Below are 14367 nucleotides of genomic sequence, written 5' to 3' on the forward strand. Positions count from 1 at the left end.
TCCTGACTAACGTGGCAATAATGACGCCATCGTCATATTGATCTTTTCTAAGAAATCCTTGGAGTCAAGTTCCCCCCGATAAAGTTGATGATAAACGATCCCGTCTTTGATAAACAAGACCCGCTTAGCTCGACTAGCAGCTAATGAACTGTGGGTGACCATCAAGATCGTTTGCCCATTTTGATTCAACTGTTCAAAGATATCCAATAATTGATCTGAGGTCTTTGAATCTAACGCCCCAGTCGGTTCATCGGCTAAAAGTAGTGCTGGATCGGTAATGATCGCCCGCGCGACCGCTACCCGTTGCTTTTGTCCGCCAGATAATTCGTATGGATATTTTTCTAATAAGGCGGTGATCTCTAATTTCTCTGCTAATTCTTGCAATTTAGGCTTAGTCGCTTTGATACTTTTACGTGATAAAACTAAAGGTAATAAGATGTTATCTTTGACAGAGATCGTGTCTAACAAGTTAAAATCTTGGAAGACAAAGCCCAAATGTTCACGTCTAAATGCTGCAGCGGCTTTTTCCTTGATCTGAGTCAGATCATCACCATTCAAATACAATTTACCTGATGTTGGTTTATCCAAAGTGGCGATCATATTCAACAAGGTACTCTTACCAGAACCGGATTCGCCCATGATCGCTGTATATTCGCCCTCATTGACTTCAAGTTGGATATCCTTTAAAGCTTCAACTTGAACACCCTTAAAACGACTCTGATAAACTTTACGTGCATGTTCGATCTTTAGTAATTCTTTCATGATTATTTCCTCCGTTGTCCTAATTGATATCTTAATCATAACAAGCCTAGCGACTCATGCCTACTTACAAAATAAATGGCAACCTTACAAAGTTGTAAGGTTGCCATTTTGAAATAACACTAAAGTTAAAGTAACAATTTATTTATCGTATTTTGGAAAATAAACTTTGACCGTTGTCCCTTGACCAACTTTAGAAGTCAATTCGAGTTTACATCCTAATTTGGTCGCAACTTTTTGACTCAAATACAAGCCCAGACCACTTGCGCGTTGATCTTGCCGGCCATTATAACCGGTAAAACCTTTGTCAAAGACACGGGGAATATCTTGTGCTTTGATCCCGATCCCGGTATCTTTGATCGCCAAATGATCGCCATTAAAGATAAACGTTATCGTTCCGGTGTTAGTATATTTGATCGCATTGAAGATCAATTGCTCTAAAATAAAGATCAACCACTTCTTATCGGTCGTGACTTTGGCATCAAGGTCGACAAACTCCACCCGTAGCCCTTTTTGAGCAAAAAAGAGGGCATATTTTTTCAAGACTTCCTTGATCACCTGATCTAAGGCGACTTGTTCAAAAACAAGGTCAGAATTATCCAATTGTTGACGCAAATAATTTAACATCAGCTGGAGATACTCATTGACTTTGAACAACTCAGCTCGCATCTTAGGATCGTTGCCTTGCGCTTGGATCAAAAGGTCTAAAGCAGATACTGGTGTCTTGACTTGATGTAGCCAAATGCCAAAGTCTTCTAACATCTCCTGTTTTTTCAAACGACTATGTTCTAATTCGGCTACTAATTTTTGTTCTAATTCTTCAGCGATCTGCTGATAAAGCATTTCTGCTTGACTAGTGCTTAAGGGTAAAAGCTCATGTGAAAAATTGGCCTGTAAGAGCTGTAACTGCTTGAGCTTTCTTTGCCACCGACTAAAGGCAACTAACGTATAGCTAAAAATGATCAAACAGCTAAACAATAGCGTATCACCTAAGATCGCCTGGGTCTGATCATATAGATACAACGTCAAGCCTTGGGTTCCCAGTAATAATAACCATACTAGATAGGTCGCTTTATGTTCCCAGATAAAAGCTTTGATCAATTTAAATACTTGTTTCATCCTCGATCAAATACCCCTTTCCTTTGACCGTTTGTATCAGATCCTTGATCCCGACTGAGGCTAATTTCTTACGGATCCGGGTGATATTGACCGCTAATGTATTACTATCGATAAAGTCATCGGCTTGCCATAACGCTTCGACCATCTGTGTCTTCGAAACGATCTGACCGCGTTCACGTAATAAAATAACCAAGATCTTAGTCTCATTGGGCGATAGATTCAACTTACTCTCAGCATTTGCAATCATATTTTCCTCAGGCGTAAAAGTAAATCCTTGTAAACGATAGGTATCAACGGTCTGTACCTGATTATACTGGTAACTACGCCGCAATAAGGCTTGGATCTTAGCCACTAATAAATTGAGATCAAACGGTTTGACGATAAAATCATCGGCACCTAAATTGATCGCCATGATCTGATTCATTTGATCAGCAGCTGATGAGATAAAAATGATCGGCACCTGCGAATGTTTTCTGATCTCTTGGCACCAATGAAAGCCATTAAAGTAAGGCAATGAAATATCCAACAAGACCAATTGAGGATCGAGTTCTAAACACTCACTTAGCACATTTTGAAAATCTGTCACACCCTTGCAAGCATACCCCCAAGAGTTCAATTTTTCACTGACAACTTGAATGATCGTTGCATCGTCTTCTACCATAAAAATAGTCTGCTTACCCATATCTTTCACCTCATTTTATGCGTTTTAGGATCGTCTCTAACAGTCCGATCGATAAAAACATACTGATAAAAATAATAATGAGCCAGCCAAATGGACTATCTTTAAACGGTAATAAAACATTCATCCCAAAAAAGCCTGTCACAATAGTCGGGACCGTCAACAATAACGACCAGATCGTCAATAAACGCATCGTGTCGTTCAAGTTGTTATTCAATAAGTTATTATAGGTCTCCGAGATCTGACCTAAGATCTGATCGGATAAATTAGCCATCGCCACCAACTGATAAGCTTCGATCTCGACATCTTCTAGCTCTTCTTGTTCATTTTCTGTCAGATAGCGATAAAGTGAGATCTTTTTTAATTGTGCCAATAATAATGAATTTTGTTGTGTTGCATTGACTAAATAAACTAAGCCCATCCCTAGATCCGAGAGCTCCAACAAATTACGGTTAGTCGTCTTAGTTTTTAGCTTTTCTGTCAAAGCCAAACGTTTTTTATCGATCTCTTTGATCACTGGGAAAAATGCTCCCACGATCTGATAAAGCGTCTTAAAGATCAAACTCAAACGACTGAGATTGGGCTGGCGCGTGATCAACCCTTCAATGAACTCAGTCACATAAGCTGTTTTAGCGGTCGTAAAACTATACAGCTCATTTTGCTTGATAATAAAAGCCACCGGTGTCGTTTCATATCGTTCACTGTGTTTTTTGATCACATTAAAAACGATCAACAAGAGCTCTTCTTCAGCGTCATATTCCACGTGAGCATTTTCGTGTTCGTCCAAAGCATAACCCAACAGTTCTTTATCGAGCTTGGCTTGGCTTTTTAGCTCCTGGACCACATTTTCATCATCTTTTTTGATATCGATCCAAATAAAATCTTTTTTTGGACCAAAAACGATCTCCTTGCTCATCTTTCCAACCCCTAGCATTTATATATCTACCACAAATAATTTTAGCATAGCACAAAAAGCTAGCTGGATAAAGTCATACAAAAAGACCCGCCTCAAATGAAGCGGGTCCGATAACTAGTTATTTATTTTAAATTTGTTAAGCGTTCGGCTTAAAGTGCGTTTGATGCACCATGGTAAACAATACCACGACGAGAATCAACTGTTACAACTTCACCGTCAGCAATCAATTCAGTTGCGTTTGCAGCACCAACAACAACAGGAATACCCATTGAGATACCTACAACAGCAGCATGTGATGTTAAACCACCGTTTTCAACGATCAAAGCAGATGCTTTTTCGATAGCTGGTAAGTAGTCTTTGTCAGTTGTCTTTGTTACAAGAACTGCACCTTCAACAGCTTTTTCGTTAGCTTCAGCAGCAGATGTAGCTACAACAGCCTTGCCGATAACAGTTTCGTCACCAACACCTTGGCCTTCAACTAATTTAGAACCGATCAATTGGATCTTCATAACATTAGTTGTACCCTTTTCACCAACTGGAACACCAGCTGTGATCAAGATCAAATCGCCTTCCTTAGCAAAGCCAGCTTCTTTAGCTTTTTCTGTTGCCAAGTTGAACATTTCGTCTGTTGAACCTGGTGTTTCAGCAACAACAGGGAATACACCCCAGTTTACAGACAAACCACGGCGTGTACGTTCGTCAAATGTAACTGCCAAGATGTCAGCATCTGGACGGTACTTGGAGATCATACGAGCTGTGTGACCAGATTTTGTAGCAGCAACGATCGTCTTGATGTTCAAGTTGTCAGCTGCTTCAGCAACGGCACGGCCGATTGCTTCTGTAACGTCTGTCTTGTCAAATTCGTTCAATGAGAATGACTTGTGTTGACGTAATGCATTTTCAGCTTTAACGTCGATACGAGCCATTGTTGCAACAGCTTCAACTGGGTAGTCACCGTTTGCAGATTCACCAGAAAGCATTGTTGCATCTGTACCGTCAAACACAGCGTTAGCAACGTCAGAAGCTTCAGCACGTGTAGGACGTGGGTTTTCTTGCATAGAATCAAGCATTTGTGTAGCTGTGATAACAGCTTTACCAGCAGCGTTACACTTCTTGATCAATGCTTTTTGTACCAAAGGAACGTTTTCTGCTGGGATTTCAACACCCATGTCACCACGAGCGATCATCAAACCATCAGAAACTTTCAAGATTTCATCAAAGTTATCGATACCTTCTTGAGATTCGATCTTAGGGAAGATTTGAACATGTTCCATGTTCTTTTCTTCTAATAATTCACGAATATCTAAAACGTCTTGAGGCTTACGTACGAAGGAAGCAGCGATAAAGTTGATTTCGTTATCCAAACCAAAGCGGATATCGTCAGCATCTTTTTCTGTGATACCAGGTAAGTTGATGGAAACGCCAGGAGCGTTAACACCTTTACGTGAACCAAGTGTACCTTCGTTAAGAACTGTACATACTAATTCGCGGTTTGCTTCGTCTTTCTTTTCGATCTTCATGTCGATCAAACCATCATCAAATAATACGTGGCCACCTTCATGAACGTCATCGTATAAGTCAGCATAAGTAACAGCGATCTTTTCTTTTGTACCTTCGATAGAAGCATCCATAGAGATACGAACTTCGTCGCCGATGTTGAAGTGAAGCTTGCCACCTTGTTGAACAGTTGTACGGATTTCAGCACCCTTTGTATCAAGCATGATACCAACCATCTTACCAGTAACCTTTTCAGCTTCACGCACAAGGTTCATACGGCCTAAATGTTCTTCATGGTCACCATGAGAGAAGTTGAAGCGGAAGACGTTAGCGCCTGCTTCGATCAATTTGCAAATTGTATCTAAATCTGAACTAGCTGGTCCAAGTGTACTTACGATCTTGGTCTTTTTCATGAGTTAATTCTCTCCTTTGAAAATCTTAAATGCTCTGCATTTTACGTTGAAATATCAAAAGTTTAAACAGTTACCCGTTAAGGTAGTTTCAACTCTACCTATAAGTTGCTACTTTAGAAGCTCAAACGTTCGTTCAAGTCAAGCAATGACACGTCTGTCACATGCTTGTGGTTTTCTAAAGTATCGATGATATCAGTTGCAACAAGTTGGTTGTCGCGAATACCGATAGCTAAACCACCCTTGCCTTCAAGCAATAAACGAACAGCATAATCACCGAAGCGACTAGCTAATACGCGGTCTTTAGCAGTTGGTACGCCACCACGTTGAATGTGGCCCAAAGTAATTGCACGACTATCGAAGTCACCGTGCTTGTCAAGTTCTTCCTTGAAGTCTTTAGCAGACATTACGCCTTCAGCCAAGACGATCAAGCCATGATCTTTACCTTGTTCACGGTTCTTAGTCAACTTGTCAGCAATTGCTTTGACGTCATAATCGCGTTCTGGAATAACGATTGCATCTGCTCCGGCTGCGATCCCAGACCATAATGCAATATCCCCAGCGCCACGACCCATAACTTCAACAACAAAGACACGTTGGTGTGATGTTGCTGTATCATTGATGCGATCTAAAGCATCTGTTGCCACGTTGACAGCTGTATCAAAACCGATCGTGAAATCAGTTCCTGGAATATCGTTATCGATCGTTCCTGGAACACCGATCGAGTTAAAGCCATGCTTTGTAAGTTTCAAAGCACCGTGGTAAGAACCGTCGCCACCAATAACAACTAAAGCATCGATCCCAAACTTTTTAAGTTGTTCGATCGCTTTTAATTGTACTTCTTCTTCTGCAAATTCTGGGAAACGTGCAGAGTAAAGAATGGTGCCACCACGATTGATGATACCGTCCAATTGGGAAGATTCCATCTTGAAGATGTTACCTTCAACAAGACCCTTGTAGCCATAGTTGACACCATAAGCTTCAAGACCCGCATTCATAGCGGAACGAGCAATCGCACGTACAGCAGCGTTCATCCCGGAGGCATCGCCACCGCTTGTTAAAATACCAATGCGTTTCATTTCTTCACCTCAAGTAATAATTGTAGTACTACATTCTCCAAATGTAATCTTATCACTTTTGAGCGCCGTTGTCTTGTAAAAAATTGCATTTTCACCAATAATTTAAAAGCAGTTTTCATGAATTTTCATTACTTCAAAACGACATTTTTGCTACCTAACAAGGTTGTTAGCGCTTCTTTCGTGCTTTCATCTGGGCGCAACCATAAATTTTCTTGCAAAATTATTTTCCTGTTCTCATTTTCTTCGATTATGATTACAGGAACATCCCCATGGTGAGCCCGCAAGATCCGCCAGAGTTGCTGGCGTGTCCCCTTGGCTAGTGATCGTTCTAAACGTAAATAGTAATATTGCTCTTTGATATCAGCTGCAGCAGCCAGCTCTGAAACTAAGATACTCTTTCTTTCATTGCGCAACTCAACTTTTCCACTTACTAGCAAGATGCTTTGGGGTTCACATAATGTCGCAAAGCGGCGGTATTCCCGCGGAAAGATCACCAATTCAGTTTCACCACTCTCATCAGCAACCTGCAAAAAGGCCATCTGCTCACCTTTTTTAGTTCGGATCACCCGCTTATTTTTAACATAAACGACTGTCTTGACCGTTTCATTCGGAATAAGCTCCGCCAATAATTTTGCGTGTTGCCTTTGACGTATCCAAGCATACTTTTCGACTGGATGCCCCGACAAATACGTCCCTAAGTAATAAAATTCCTTTTCTAAAAGCTCAGCCGTCGAGAGCGTTTCAGCCGTCTTTTCTTCTTTAGGTGCTAACATCTCAAACAAAGTCTGATTTTCACCGCTCAAAGCGATATTGCTCAACACCATCGGTAATTGTGATAATAGTTTGCTTCGATCTGATTCTATTTGATCAAAGGCGCCAGCATAGATCAAGGCTTTAAGTTGTTCTTCTTTTAAGAGTTTTTTATCCAAACGTCGGATAAGATCGGCTAAACTCTTGAAATTACCGTTTTGTCGCCGTTCTTGTAAGATCGCTTTGACCAGATCACCGCGTAAAGTTTTGATCGAGCCTAGGCCGAAGACGACTTTTTTGTCTTTGAGTGAAAAATAGAGCTGACTGGTGTTGATATCTGGACCAGCAACTTGCAACTTGAATTGGCGCATCTCACCTAGATATTCTTTTAACTTATTATCGTTTCCGATCACTGAATTCAATAGAGCCGCAAAAAAAGCAGCCGGATAATGGCTCTTAAGATAGGCTAACTCAAACGCCATTTTAGAATATGCGACCGCGTGGGACCGGTTAAAACCGTAATTACCAAAGCGTTTCATGTACTCATAGACCTCTAGCGCACTAGCGACTGTGTACCCTTTAGCTTTAGCACCCATGACAAAGCGCTCTTGCAATTTATCGATCTTTAGTTGATCTTTTTTACTAATCGCCCGGCGCAAGAGGTCGGCTTCACCTAAGCTAAAGCCCCCCATCGCTGACGCAACTTGCATGACTTGTTCTTGATAGACCATGATCCCATAAGTTTTAGCTAGGATCGGCTGTAAACTTTTTTCTGGATAGCTAACAGGATGTTGCCCATGTTTACGCGCAATAAATTCATCGATATTTCCGATCGGCCCCGGACGATATAAGGCATTGACCGCAGCAACATCTTCAAATGAAGTTGGATGTAGACGCCGTAAAACATTCTTGATCCCCGTCGATTCAAATTGAAAGACGCCATTTGTCTGTCCTGCTTGAAAGAGCCGTAAAGTCAAAGGATCATCTAAAGAGATCTGTTTTAGATCTAATTTTTCTTGATAACCCTTGCGGACAAATTTGAGTGCATTATCTAAGATCGTCAAATTCCGTAGGCCTAAAAAGTCGATCTTCAATAAGCCAGCTTCTTCGACTTGGCCCTTAGCAAACTGAGATAACAAGATCTGATCGGTCCCTAATTGAACAGGGATCAAGTCGCTCAAGACTTCATCACTCAAGATCACCCCTGCAGCATGCGTTGAATAATGACGCGGTAGCCCCTCTAATTTAAGGGCTGTTTTGAACAACAATTCATTTCTTTGACTATCAGCGATCAAATTTTTGACCTTTTGTGATTCTTGATATGCCTCTTTTAAGGTCAGTTTAAACTTATGCGGCAATGCTTTTGACCACTCATCGATCTCAAAACTCGTCAACCCCATGACTCGAGCAACGTCACGGATCGCTTGCCGTGCCCCCAAAGTTCCAAAGGTTATGATCTGAGCCATATGTTCATGGCCATATTTTTGGTGTACGTATTTGATGATCTGATCACGTTTAGTATCTGGGATATCCAGATCGATATCTGGCATTTGGGCGCGCTCGGGATTCAAGAAACGTTCAAATAACAAACCATACCGCAAAGGGTCGACATCAGTGATCTTTAAAACATATGAAACTAACGACCCAGCCGCCGAGCCTCGCCCTGGTCCGATCCGGGTCTGGTTGTTATGCGCATAATTAGTGACATCCCAAACGATCAAAAAATAATCATCAAAGCCCATCGCATCGATCACGGCTAATTCTTGTTTCAAGCGGTCAAAATACGGCTTGGTCTCGGTTATCTGATCAGCTACTAACCGTTGTCGCAACCCTTCTTGACAAAGTTTTTGTAAATAAGCTTTAGCACTCATCCCATTAGGTGTCTTAAAATGAGGCAATTTAGTCTTAGGGAAATCCAGTATCACTTGGGCTAGATCACACAGCCTAGCATTTGCCTCTAAGGCTTTTGTCAGTCCTAAAGCCCGATATTCTTCATGATATTGACTGATATCTTTAAGATAGTTTTTGCCTAAAGTGTTCTTCTTGTTCCAGACGCCGCTCAACTTCTCTGCTTCACCGATCGCCCGCAAAACTTTGACTTCAAAATAGTCAGCTGGTTCTAAATAATGAACTGCACTGGCAGCGATCAACGCAGTCTGCGTTTGCTGTGCTAATAATTTGATCGCTAATAATTCTTGTTTAGACAAGAGCGGATCGATCCCTAAATAGACCCCAGCTACCGGTGTCTGTTTCAAGCGCTCCAAGATCTCACCAGCTTGTTCGTAGTATTTTAATAATAGGCTTTCCTTAGCTGGTGAGATGATAAAGAGATCTTGGCTATATGTCATGACCGCTTTTAAAAATTCTTCTAGCTCTGGAAGTTCTTGCTTGAACGTGGTCATTTTTAGCGAAGACAATTTGAGCAAATTGTGGTAGCCCGTATTATTTTTGGCGATCAATAACAGTTTCGCGTCATTTTCAAATTCTAAGGTCAGCCCAAAGATCGGCTTGATCTGGTATTTCTGACAGGCATGATAAAAATCAAGGACACCATACATCACATCGATATCGCTTAAAACGAGGCTCTGGTAGCCTAAATCGGCAGCACGTTTGACATAATCTTCGATACGTAAAGTGCTCTTTAACAAACTGTTAGCACTGATAACTTGTAATGGAGCAAACAAAACGACCGCCACCTTTCTAATAAAAGTCTTTGTTTTAATTATACAAATTTGTCCGTGTCTTTTCAAAAATACGTTCGCCTTTTATCACAGTGCGCAAGAATGCGTTTAGCTCCGTAAAAATAACGGCAAGCAAACTATGAGGCGCTTTTTGCCTCGGAGTTTGATCGTTGTTATTTTCCAGGAGTTGCATTCTGGAGCACGACTACACAGTGCGCAGAAAAGCGGGATATGCCGTACAGATAACTGCGACAGTCTCCCAAAATTGCTCCTAGCCGTCCGTTGTAAATTAAAATTCTTTGTGCTAAACTACTTAGTGAGAATGCGAGGTGTTGTCAAATGGCAAAACAACTTACAATTCTTTTTTGGGGCTTTATCTATGGTGAAGTTATCGGCTATGTGCTCTCTGCACTTTCCGGTAGTCCCTTTGAACCACTCCAAAGCGGTCTGATCGCAATGGTCGGTGGCTTTATCGCCGTAAATTGCCTACTCGCTTTTGTTAAAAGCCCAAAAAAGGCAACGAAAACTGATAAGTAATAAAAACCGAGACTATTTGTAGCCTCGGTTTTTTTGTTATTCAATAACCGTCTTATTAAAGACTAAATTTCCATCCTTTAGATCGATCTCAACTTTACTGTGTGGTAAGATCTCACCTGAAATGATCTCACGTGCCAGTGGCGTTTCGACTTGGTTTGTGATGAAGCGTTGCAATGGACGAGCTCCGTAAGCAGGATCATAGCCTTTTTGAGCCAACCATTGCCGAGCACTATCACTGATCGTCAGGCTGATCTCTTGTTCTTCAAGTCGTTTTGATAGTTGCGCAACGAATTTATCCACGATCTTTCCAATAGCCTTGAGCGACAATGGCGAAAACATGATGATATCATCGATCCGATTGAGAAATTCCGGCTTAAAGTGAGCCTTAGCAATATCTAACACTTGCTTTTTAGCCTCAGGTGAGATCTTATCGTCAGCTTCTAAATTATTCAATAAGATCTCTGAACCTAAGTTAGACGTTAAGATCAAAATCGTATTTCTAAAATCGACCGTTCGCCCTTGACCATCAGTCAAACGTCCATCATCTAAAACTTGCAACAAGATGTTAAAGACATCAGGATGAGCTTTTTCGATCTCGTCGAATAATACGATCGTGTATGGATTACGCCGAACAGCTTCGGTCAATTGTCCGCCTTCTTCATAGCCGATATACCCTGGAGCAGCTCCGACCAAACGTGATACATTGGCTTTTTCCATGTATTCCGACATATCGATCCGAACCATATGCTTATCAGAATCAAAGAGATCTTCAGCTAAGGCTTTAGCTAATTCGGTTTTACCGACCCCAGTTGGCCCTAAAAACATAAATGAGCCCAATGGTTTAGATGGGTCCTGTAACCCAGCACGAGAACGTAGGACTGCATTTGAGACCGCGTCAACGGCTTCATCTTGACCGATCACGCGCTTATGCAGGTTCTCGGCTAAATGTAAGAGCTTTTGCCGTTCACCTTGAACTAATTTGGCTACAGGCACACCCGTTAACCGACTAACGACTGAAGCGATCTCTTCTTCGGTCACGGATTCTTCGACCAACCAATTATCGGGACGCTCTACTTGCTCTAGTTTGGCTAATTGTTTTTCCAATTCTGGGATCACAGCATGTTGCAATTTAGCGGCTTTTTCAAGGTCATAGTTATTTTCCGCTTCTTCTAGTTCATGCTTAGCCCGATCAAGTTCAGATTTTTTATCACTTATCTTTTGGACATCTTCTTTTTCACTTTCCCAGCGCATCTTCAACTGATTAGCTTTCTCACGCGACTCAGCTAATTCACTTTGCATTTCGGCTAAGCGTTTCTTGGAAGCGGGGTCAGATTCTTTTTTCAAAGCTGCTTCTTCGACCTCTTGGCGCATCAATTGGCGCGTGATCTGATCGAGTTCGGTCGGCATCGAATTCATTTCTACTCTGATCTCAGCACAAGCTTCATCGACTAGATCGATCGCTTTATCGGGCAAGAAACGATCGGTGATATAGCGATCAGATAAGGTCGCTGCCGCCACTAAGGCACTATCATGGATCGAAACACCATGGTGGATCTCATAGCGTTCTTTTAACCCCCGCAAGATCGAGATCGTGTCTTCAACAGTCGGTTCTTTGACCAAAACTTTTTGGAAACGGCGCTCTAAAGCTTTGTCCTTTTCCAAATACTCACGATATTCGTCTAAAGTCGTTGCCCCGATCAAATGCAGTTCACCACGGGCAAGCATTGGTTTCAACAGATTACCGGCATCCATACTGCCTTCTGTCTTACCAGCGCCAACAATATTATGGATCTCATCGATAAATAAGATGATCTGGCCTTGACTCTTGGTAACAGCCTTTAAAACAGCTTTCAAACGTTCTTCAAATTCGCCACGGTATTTAGCTCCCGCGATCAAAGAGCCCATATCTAAAGAAAAGATCGTCTTGTCTTTTAGATTATCGGGAACATCTTTTCTAACGATCCGTTGAGCCAAACCTTCGATGATCGCTGTTTTACCGACCCCAGGTTCCCCGATCAAGACGGGATTGTTTTTTGTCTTCCGCGACAAGATCCTGATTACATCACGGATCTCTTCGTCGCGACCGATGATAGGATCTTGTTTACCTTGCCGTACCTGTTTGACCAGATCGACCCCATATTTTTCCAAAGCTTGGTATTGTTCTTCTTGATTCTTAGAAGTTACTCGTTCGCCAGCTCGCATCTCAGTGATGGTCTGTTGGAGTTTAGTAGCGGTAGCACCATGCTCGGTCAACCAACGTGCTAGTGGATCATAAGTCTGTTTCATCAAAGCCAAGACTAAAGTATCCAAAGAAATATATTCATCACTAAATTCTTGCTTGATCTCATCGGCATCACGCAAGAGTTGTAATAACTTCGTGCTAAAGGCTTGACCGTATTGGACGCTACCTGAAATAACTGGTAACTGATCTAAGACACGGTCGATCTCTTGTTCAAGGGCTTTAAGGTCGACCCCGGCTTTTTTATAGATCTCACCGACAAGTTCACCTGGTTGTACTAAGAATTTAAAGAGGTGAGCAACATCGATCTCTTGTTGTTTACGCGTGATCGCGATCTGTTGGGCTTCACCCAATGCAGCTTGCACTGCTGAAGTCAAATTATCTTCATTATTCATCTTAACTACCCCATTTCACAAATAAGCGCGACTTACTTGCCACGCTTTAAAACTATTTAGTTGCTGCCAACTTGATGATCTCTAAGATCACGTCAGCTGCTTGTTCCATGACTTGCTTAGACACATATTCATAGCGGGCATGCATGTTTTCGCCCCCCGCAAAAATATTAGGTGTCGGTAATCCCATAAATGAGATCGTTGAGCCATCTGTGCCTCCACGGACGGGATAGATCTCTGGTGTGATATCGAGATTTTTCATCGCCTGTTCAGCAAGTTCAACGACTGTCATATCTTTTTCGATAACTTCACGCATGTTGTAGTATTGATCCTTTAGTTCAAGTACAACGCGCTCTTGACCCAATTTCTCATTTAATTTAGCTGCGATATCTTTCATCAATTGTTTGCGTTGTTCAAATTTTTGATGATCGTGATCACGAATGATATAAGTCAAACTAGCTTGATCGACTGTGCCTTGCATATCAAGTACATGGAAAAATCCTTGGCGTCCTTCTGTTTTTTCAGGGACTTCATCTTTAGGCAATAAAGCATGGAAATCCATTGCTAGCTGGATCGCATTGACCATGATCCCCTTTGCGGTCGCCGGATGAACATCTTTACCGATAAATTTGACCTTGGCTTGAGCTCCATTAAAGGTCTCATATTCCAATTCCCCTAAAGGACCACCATCGACTGTATAAGCAATATCAGCCCAAAAATCAGCCACATCAAATTGCCGTGAGCCAGTACCGATCTCTTCATCTGGTCCGATCCCGATCTTGATATCGCCGTGTTTGATCTCGGGATGAGCCACTAAATATTCCATGACTGTAATGATCTCAGCTACCCCAGCTTTATCGTCAGCCCCAAGTAAAGTTGACCCATCTGTGGTGATCAAGGTATGCCCTTGATATTTTTTCAAACTTGGAAATTCGGCTGGTGATAAGACATAGTTGCCAGCTGGATCCAACTTGATATCACTTTGCCCGTCATAATTTTCAACGATCTGTGGTTTTACATCAGTCGCATTAAAATCAGCCGTATCCATATGAGCTAAAAAGCCGACCTTTTTTACACCTGTATCATCGGCTAAATTACTCTTTAATTCAGCAAAAACATAGCCACTTTTATCTGAAATACGGACATTTTCTAAGCCAATCGTCGTCAATTCCGCCGCTAATTTTTTAGCGAACTCAACTTGTGACTGCGTGGATGGGATCGTCGTCGAATTTTCATCGGAACGTGTTTCGACTTTAACATAATCCAAAAAGCGCGGTACTAATTTATCATATTTTGTCATTAAAATTCC

At 41.7% G+C, this 14367-nt stretch carries 10 protein-coding genes; 1 reads left to right on the plus strand and 9 read right to left on the minus strand.

Annotated elements, in window-relative coordinates:
• Positions 1–6: 6 nt before the first annotated feature.
• The 7 genes from ABT996_RS00655 to dnaE all read right to left on the minus strand — a co-directional run bounded on the left by ABT996_RS00655 (position 7) and on the right by dnaE (position 9893).
• Positions 7–762, minus strand: a complete 756-nt coding sequence (locus ABT996_RS00655) for an ABC transporter ATP-binding protein (RefSeq protein ID WP_035448222.1) — start codon at positions 760–762, stop codon at positions 7–9.
• A gap of 138 nt (positions 763–900) precedes the next feature.
• Positions 901–1878: a sensor histidine kinase gene (locus tag ABT996_RS00660; RefSeq protein WP_010689112.1), complete on the minus strand. Its 978-nt coding sequence runs from the start codon at positions 1876–1878 to the stop codon at positions 901–903.
• The gene (locus ABT996_RS00665) at positions 1862–2560 is read right to left on the minus strand and encodes a response regulator transcription factor (RefSeq protein ID WP_010689113.1); all 699 of its coding nucleotides are present in this window, start codon (positions 2558–2560) and stop codon (positions 1862–1864) included. The genes ABT996_RS00660 and ABT996_RS00665 overlap by 17 nt, the downstream gene beginning before the upstream one ends.
• Positions 2561–2570: 10 nt before the next feature.
• Complete coding sequence (locus ABT996_RS00670; RefSeq protein ID WP_010689114.1) at positions 2571–3473, minus strand: magnesium transporter CorA family protein; 903 nt, start codon at positions 3471–3473, stop codon at positions 2571–2573.
• A gap of 149 nt (positions 3474–3622) precedes the next feature.
• Entirely contained in the window at positions 3623–5383 is a 1761-nt protein-coding gene (pyk, locus tag ABT996_RS00675) for a pyruvate kinase (protein WP_010689115.1), read from the minus strand.
• Positions 5384–5496: 113 nt separating this feature from the next.
• Positions 5497–6459, minus strand: coding sequence for a 6-phosphofructokinase (pfkA, locus tag ABT996_RS00680; RefSeq protein WP_010689116.1), 963 nt, complete (start codon positions 6457–6459; stop codon positions 5497–5499).
• Positions 6460–6587: 128 nt separating this feature from the next.
• Complete coding sequence (gene dnaE / locus ABT996_RS00685) at positions 6588–9893, minus strand: DNA polymerase III subunit alpha (RefSeq protein WP_035448219.1); 3306 nt, start codon at positions 9891–9893, stop codon at positions 6588–6590.
• A 336-nt stretch (positions 9894–10229) separates the two neighbouring features.
• On the opposite strand from dnaE, the gene ABT996_RS00690 reads away from it, so the two are divergent.
• The gene (locus ABT996_RS00690; protein WP_004047900.1) at positions 10230–10427 is read left to right on the plus strand and encodes a YjzD family protein; all 198 of its coding nucleotides are present in this window, start codon (positions 10230–10232) and stop codon (positions 10425–10427) included.
• 36 nt (positions 10428–10463) lie between these two features.
• Here the strand turns inward: ABT996_RS00690 and clpB are convergent, their stop codons facing one another.
• Positions 10464–13061: an ATP-dependent chaperone ClpB gene (clpB, locus tag ABT996_RS00695; RefSeq protein ID WP_035448217.1), complete on the minus strand. Its 2598-nt coding sequence runs from the start codon at positions 13059–13061 to the stop codon at positions 10464–10466.
• Between the two features lie 52 nt (positions 13062–13113).
• Positions 13114–14358: a peptidase T gene (gene pepT, locus ABT996_RS00700; RefSeq protein ID WP_035448214.1), complete on the minus strand. Its 1245-nt coding sequence runs from the start codon at positions 14356–14358 to the stop codon at positions 13114–13116.
• Between the last annotated feature and the right edge of the window lie 9 nt (positions 14359–14367).

The organism is Ligilactobacillus sp. RTP31139st1_D10_RTP31139_211217 (assembly GCF_040226755.1).
GTDB classification, from domain to species: Bacteria; Bacillota; Bacilli; order Lactobacillales; family Lactobacillaceae; genus Ligilactobacillus; species Ligilactobacillus animalis.

What these genes read in the sequence shown, in the direction of transcription:
- ABT996_RS00655 (WP_035448222.1), bottom strand. Translation starts at nt 762, where the DNA reads ATGAAAGAATTACTAAAGATCGAACATGCACGTAAAGTTTATCAGAGT.
- ABT996_RS00660 (WP_010689112.1), bottom strand. Translation starts at nt 1,878, where the DNA reads ATGAAACAAGTATTTAAATTGATCAAAGCTTTTATCTGGGAACATAAA.
- ABT996_RS00665 (WP_010689113.1), bottom strand. Translation starts at nt 2,560, where the DNA reads ATGGGTAAGCAGACTATTTTTATGGTAGAAGACGATGCAACGATCATT.
- ABT996_RS00670 (WP_010689114.1), bottom strand. Translation starts at nt 3,473, where the DNA reads ATGAGCAAGGAGATCGTTTTTGGTCCAAAAAAAGATTTTATTTGGATC.
- pyk (WP_010689115.1), bottom strand. Translation starts at nt 5,383, where the DNA reads ATGAAAAAGACCAAGATCGTAAGTACACTTGGACCAGCTAGTTCAGAT.
- pfkA (WP_010689116.1), bottom strand. Translation starts at nt 6,459, where the DNA reads ATGAAACGCATTGGTATTTTAACAAGCGGTGGCGATGCCTCCGGGATG.
- ABT996_RS00690 (WP_004047900.1), top strand. Translation starts at nt 10,230, where the DNA reads ATGGCAAAACAACTTACAATTCTTTTTTGGGGCTTTATCTATGGTGAA.
- clpB (WP_035448217.1), bottom strand. Translation starts at nt 13,061, where the DNA reads ATGAATAATGAAGATAATTTGACTTCAGCAGTGCAAGCTGCATTGGGT.
- pepT (WP_035448214.1), bottom strand. Translation starts at nt 14,358, where the DNA reads ATGACAAAATATGATAAATTAGTACCGCGCTTTTTGGATTATGTTAAA.